Origin of the sequence: Methanoculleus sp. UBA413 (assembly GCF_002502935.1) — an archaeon.
Taxonomy (GTDB): Archaea; Halobacteriota; Methanomicrobia; order Methanomicrobiales; family Methanoculleaceae; genus Methanoculleus; species Methanoculleus bourgensis.
In genome coordinates, this window is sequence record NZ_DAQR01000120.1 from 1 (window position 1) to 3873 (window position 3873).

The following is a 3873-nucleotide window of genomic DNA, read 5'->3' on the forward strand; positions in this document are numbered from 1 at the left end:
CAGAACTTTCGTTACGCTACCTCATATTTCGACACTTTAATCTTTATAATTACTGATTGTACTGAGTATTGACGCTTGAGAATACTGCCATAGGGTACTGGATCTTTTCGCTGCTGGCGGCATTGTGGATCATGATTCCGGCGTACGTGCCGAATTCAGCGGCTGCAGCCCTCGGCGGCGGGACGCCCATCGATTTCGGGAAGGTGTGCAGTGACGGCAGGAGGGTCTTTGGCGACGGCAAGACGTACCGGGGATTCTTCGGCGGCGTGCTCTGTGGAATACTCGCGGGTCTTGTCGAGATCTGGGCCTGGTCCTCGTTCAACCTGACCGCACTTCCCCGGCAGACGCTCCTCTCTGTTACGCTGCTTGCGGCAGGCGCACTCCTCGGCGATCTCGCCAAGAGCTTCTTTAAGCGGAGACTCGGTAAGGAGCGGGGCGAGTCCTGGCCCATAGCCGACCAGTACGACCTGGTTATCGGTTCCTTCCTGCTCATGCTCCTGATTTACCCCCAGTGGTTGTTCGAGAATATTACCTTACCCATTGCAGTCTGGATCGTCATCATAACCCCCCTCCTTCACCGGGTGGTGAACATTATCGGCTACTACATTGGAGTAAAAGAAGTACCATGGTGAATCCAATCGCAACATTGCTACTTGAGAGCGGGGCTATCGAGTTCGGGGACTTTGTCCTCGCATCGGGAGCCCGGAGTTCCTACTACATCGACATCAAGGCCGCAACAACGAACCCCGTCGTCCTTGCGGCGATAGGGAAGACCATTGCCGAAGGCTGGGAGTTCGAGATGGTGGCCGGGGTGGCGGTCGGTGCCGTGCCGATCGCCGTCGCCGTCTCGCTTGCGAGTGGCAGGCCGTACGCGATCATCAGAAAGGAGGAGAAAGATCACGGCAAAGCCGGAACGATCATCGGTGACGTGGACGGCAGGGATGTGCTGCTGGTCGAGGATGTGACCACGTCCGGGGGGAGCGCCCTCTACGGCCTTGAGGCCCTGCGTGCCGCAGGTGCGCATGTCGACCGGGTGGTGACTGTTGTTGACCGGGAAGCAGGCGCTGGTGAGGCGCTGGCGAAAAAAGGCGCTTCCCTCTCTGCACTAGTGCGGGTCAGTGAACTGCTGGACGGATAAGCATTTTTTAAGAGCGGGCAAATAGATGGATATGAAAGTACTCGTTGTAGGTGGTGGTGGCAGAGAGCATGCGATCACCAGAGCGCTTTCCTGCAACAGTGGCGTGAGAATATTTTCTGTCATGGCACGAAAGAACCCCGGGATAGCCCGGGTCGCAGAGCGGGTGCTCCTCGAAAAAGAGACCAATATCCCAAAGATAGTTACATTCGCCACCGAAAACGGGCTCGACGCTGCAGTCATCGGACCGGAGGCGCCTCTTGAGGCAGGCATCGTCGATCACCTCGAAGCGGCGGGGATACCCTGCGTGGGGCCGACCCGTGCGGCAGCCAGGATAGAGACAGATAAAGCGTTCTGCCGCCGGTTGATGGAGCGGCACGGTATCGCAGGCTGTCCGGAGTACCATGTCTGCCATGACCCGGAGGAGGCGCGGCGGTTCATTGAGGCCTACGACGGGGACCTTGCTATCAAGCCCATCGGGCTCACCGGGGGGAAGGGTGTGCGGATCATGGGTGAGCACGTCGATGCGGCAGGGGCGGTCGAGTACATCAGGCAGATCGGCGGGGATGTCGTCCTGGAAGAGCGGTTGCTTGGGGAGGAGTTCACCCTCCAGGCGTTCGTGGACGGCGAACACCTGGTGCCCATGCCCCTCGTTCAGGACCACAAACGCGCGTACGAGGGGGACGTGGGGCCGAACACCGGCGGGATGGGCTCATACTCCATGTCCGACCATATGCTCCCCTTCGTCTCCCGGTCTGACTACAAAAAAGCGCTCAGGATTATGGAGGATACGGTTGCGGCTATGCGTGAAGAGGGAGCGCCGTACCGGGGGATCCTCTACGGCCAGTTCATGAACACACGCGAAGGCCCGAAGGTCATCGAGTTCAACGCCCGCTTTGGGGACCCGGAGGCCATGAACGTCCTCTCACTCCTGGAGTCTGACTTCGCGGATATCATCACCCGTATCACGCAGGGGAACCTCGCACCGTCAGATGTCAGGTTCGCCCATAACGCGACGGTCTGCAAGTACCTCGTCCCCGAAGGCTACCCTGAGGCCCCGGTGGCTCATCAGCCTCTCACCCTTGGCGACTACGGCGACGCCCTCCTCTACTACGCAAACGTCGAAGAGCGGAACGGGACGCTCTATACCCTGACGTCGCGGACGCTCGCGTTCGTCGGGAGGGGCGCGACCCTCGAGGAGGCTGAGGCTATCGCCGAGAAGGCGGCATCGTCGGTCTCGGGACGCATCTTTTACCGCAGGGACATCGGCACCAGGGATACCCTCGAGAAACGATGCCTGCACATGAAGGAGATCGCATGAAGAAAGATTTTCTCTCGTTTAACGATATCGACGAGCATGAACTTGAGAGCATCATCGCCGACGCGATGCATCTCAAACGGCTGAAATCTGCCGGGACCGCGCACGAGTTCCTCAGGGGGAAGAGCCTCGGGATGATCTTTGAGAAGGCGTCCACCCGCACCCGGGTTTCGTTTGAGGTGGGGATGACCGACCTCGGCGGCCATGCGCTCTTCTTAAACCCCCAGGATATGCAGCTCGGACGGGGGGAGGAGGTCAGGGATACCGCACGGGTGCTTGCCCGCTACGTCGATGCAGTGATGATCCGGGCCTACAAGCACGCCAACATCGAGGAATTCGCCCGGCACTCAACCGTTCCGGTCGTCAACGGGCTATCTGATATACAGCATCCCTGCCAGGTGCTGGCTGACATTATGACCCTCACTGAGCGGTTCCGCGACCTCCATGACTTGAGGCTTGCGTGGATCGGGGACGGCAACAACGTCTGCAACTCGTGGATACTCTCCTCCGCCCTGACCGGCATGGAGATCGTGATTGCAAGTCCCCCTAGCTACCAGCCGAAAGATGCCCTCATCAACCAGGCGCGGGCGGCAGGCGGCAGGATCACGATCGTCACGGACCCGGAGGAAGCGGTCAGGGATGCGGATGTCCTCTACACCGATATCTGGGTCTCCATGGGCGACGAGCAGGAGCGTGCCGAGCGCCTGAAGGCCCTCAAGGGCTACACCATAGACTCCCGCCTTCTTGCGCAGGCGCCACCCGATGCTCTCGTGATGCACTGCCTCCCCGCCCACCGGGGAGAGGAGATCACCGACGAGGTGATGGAGGGGCCGCAGAGCATCGTCTGGGACCAGGCCGAGAACCGGCTCCACGCGCAGAAAGCGTTGCTTGTGCGGCTGATCGCCGGCGGCATGCCGTCGGAGTGAAGGCAGGGAGAAAGAACTCCTTTTTTTAGCTCCGGGAGTCGCACATAAGGCCCCGATGCGACCTTCCGAAGAGTGTGAAATCCGATCAGTACCCGCTTTGGTTGTACTGGTCATTGAGGACCGGTGCAGTAGTTACTACTGGACTATGCCATCTAAAATTTCCCATGAAATACACCCCTATTTGGCGAGTGGGGGATCATGACTCTGTTTCATTGTGGGGGGGCGAGCCCCCACACGCGCTAACGTCCGGTATGGAGATTCGTGAGGATACCGCTTAATCCTTTCAAAGGGGGCGAACTTGGGCACTATTGGTTAGTCTGAGGCCAATCCGCTCCACTGTCAGGGCGCACGTCTCGGGGCCCCGCCCGGGCAGGTTTTCCCCCCGGATATCCCCACCGCACTGCCCCCGCCCCTCGGGGCGGGGGAGGAGGCCGGAGGCCGGGCGGGGTGGCAATTTTCTCAACTTTGCAAAAAGCAATAAGAACTTTTTCCGC

Annotated in this window: 4 protein-coding genes; all 4 read left to right on the forward strand. The window is 59.8% G+C overall.

The window, feature by feature from the left end; genetic code table 11:
• The first annotated feature begins 131 nt into the window (after positions 1–131).
• The 4 genes from BP858_RS10300 to argF are packed head-to-tail and all read left to right on the forward strand — an operon-like array spanning position 132 to position 3379.
• Entirely contained in the window at positions 132–632 is a 501-nt protein-coding gene (locus BP858_RS10300) for a CDP-2,3-bis-(O-geranylgeranyl)-sn-glycerol synthase (protein WP_250317177.1), read from the forward strand.
• On the forward strand, positions 626–1138 hold the full coding sequence (pyrE, locus tag BP858_RS10305; RefSeq protein WP_286879438.1) for an orotate phosphoribosyltransferase: 513 nt from the start codon (positions 626–628) through the stop codon (positions 1136–1138). The genes BP858_RS10300 and pyrE overlap by 7 nt, the downstream gene beginning before the upstream one ends.
• A 25-nt stretch (positions 1139–1163) precedes the next feature.
• Complete coding sequence (purD, locus tag BP858_RS10310; protein WP_286879439.1) at positions 1164–2456, forward strand: phosphoribosylamine--glycine ligase; 1293 nt, start codon at positions 1164–1166, stop codon at positions 2454–2456.
• Positions 2453–3379 (forward strand): ornithine carbamoyltransferase, encoded by a 927-nt coding sequence (gene argF, locus BP858_RS10315; RefSeq protein ID WP_286879440.1) that lies wholly within the window; start codon positions 2453–2455, stop codon positions 3377–3379. The genes purD and argF overlap by 4 nt, the downstream gene beginning before the upstream one ends.
• The last annotated feature ends 494 nt before the right edge of the window (positions 3380–3873 follow it).

What these genes read in the sequence shown, in the direction of transcription:
- BP858_RS10300 (WP_250317177.1), top strand. Translation starts at nt 132, where the DNA reads ATGATTCCGGCGTACGTGCCGAATTCAGCGGCTGCAGCCCTCGGCGGC.
- pyrE (WP_286879438.1), top strand. Translation starts at nt 626, where the DNA reads ATGGTGAATCCAATCGCAACATTGCTACTTGAGAGCGGGGCTATCGAG.
- purD (WP_286879439.1), top strand. Translation starts at nt 1,164, where the DNA reads ATGGATATGAAAGTACTCGTTGTAGGTGGTGGTGGCAGAGAGCATGCG.
- argF (WP_286879440.1), top strand. Translation starts at nt 2,453, where the DNA reads ATGAAGAAAGATTTTCTCTCGTTTAACGATATCGACGAGCATGAACTT.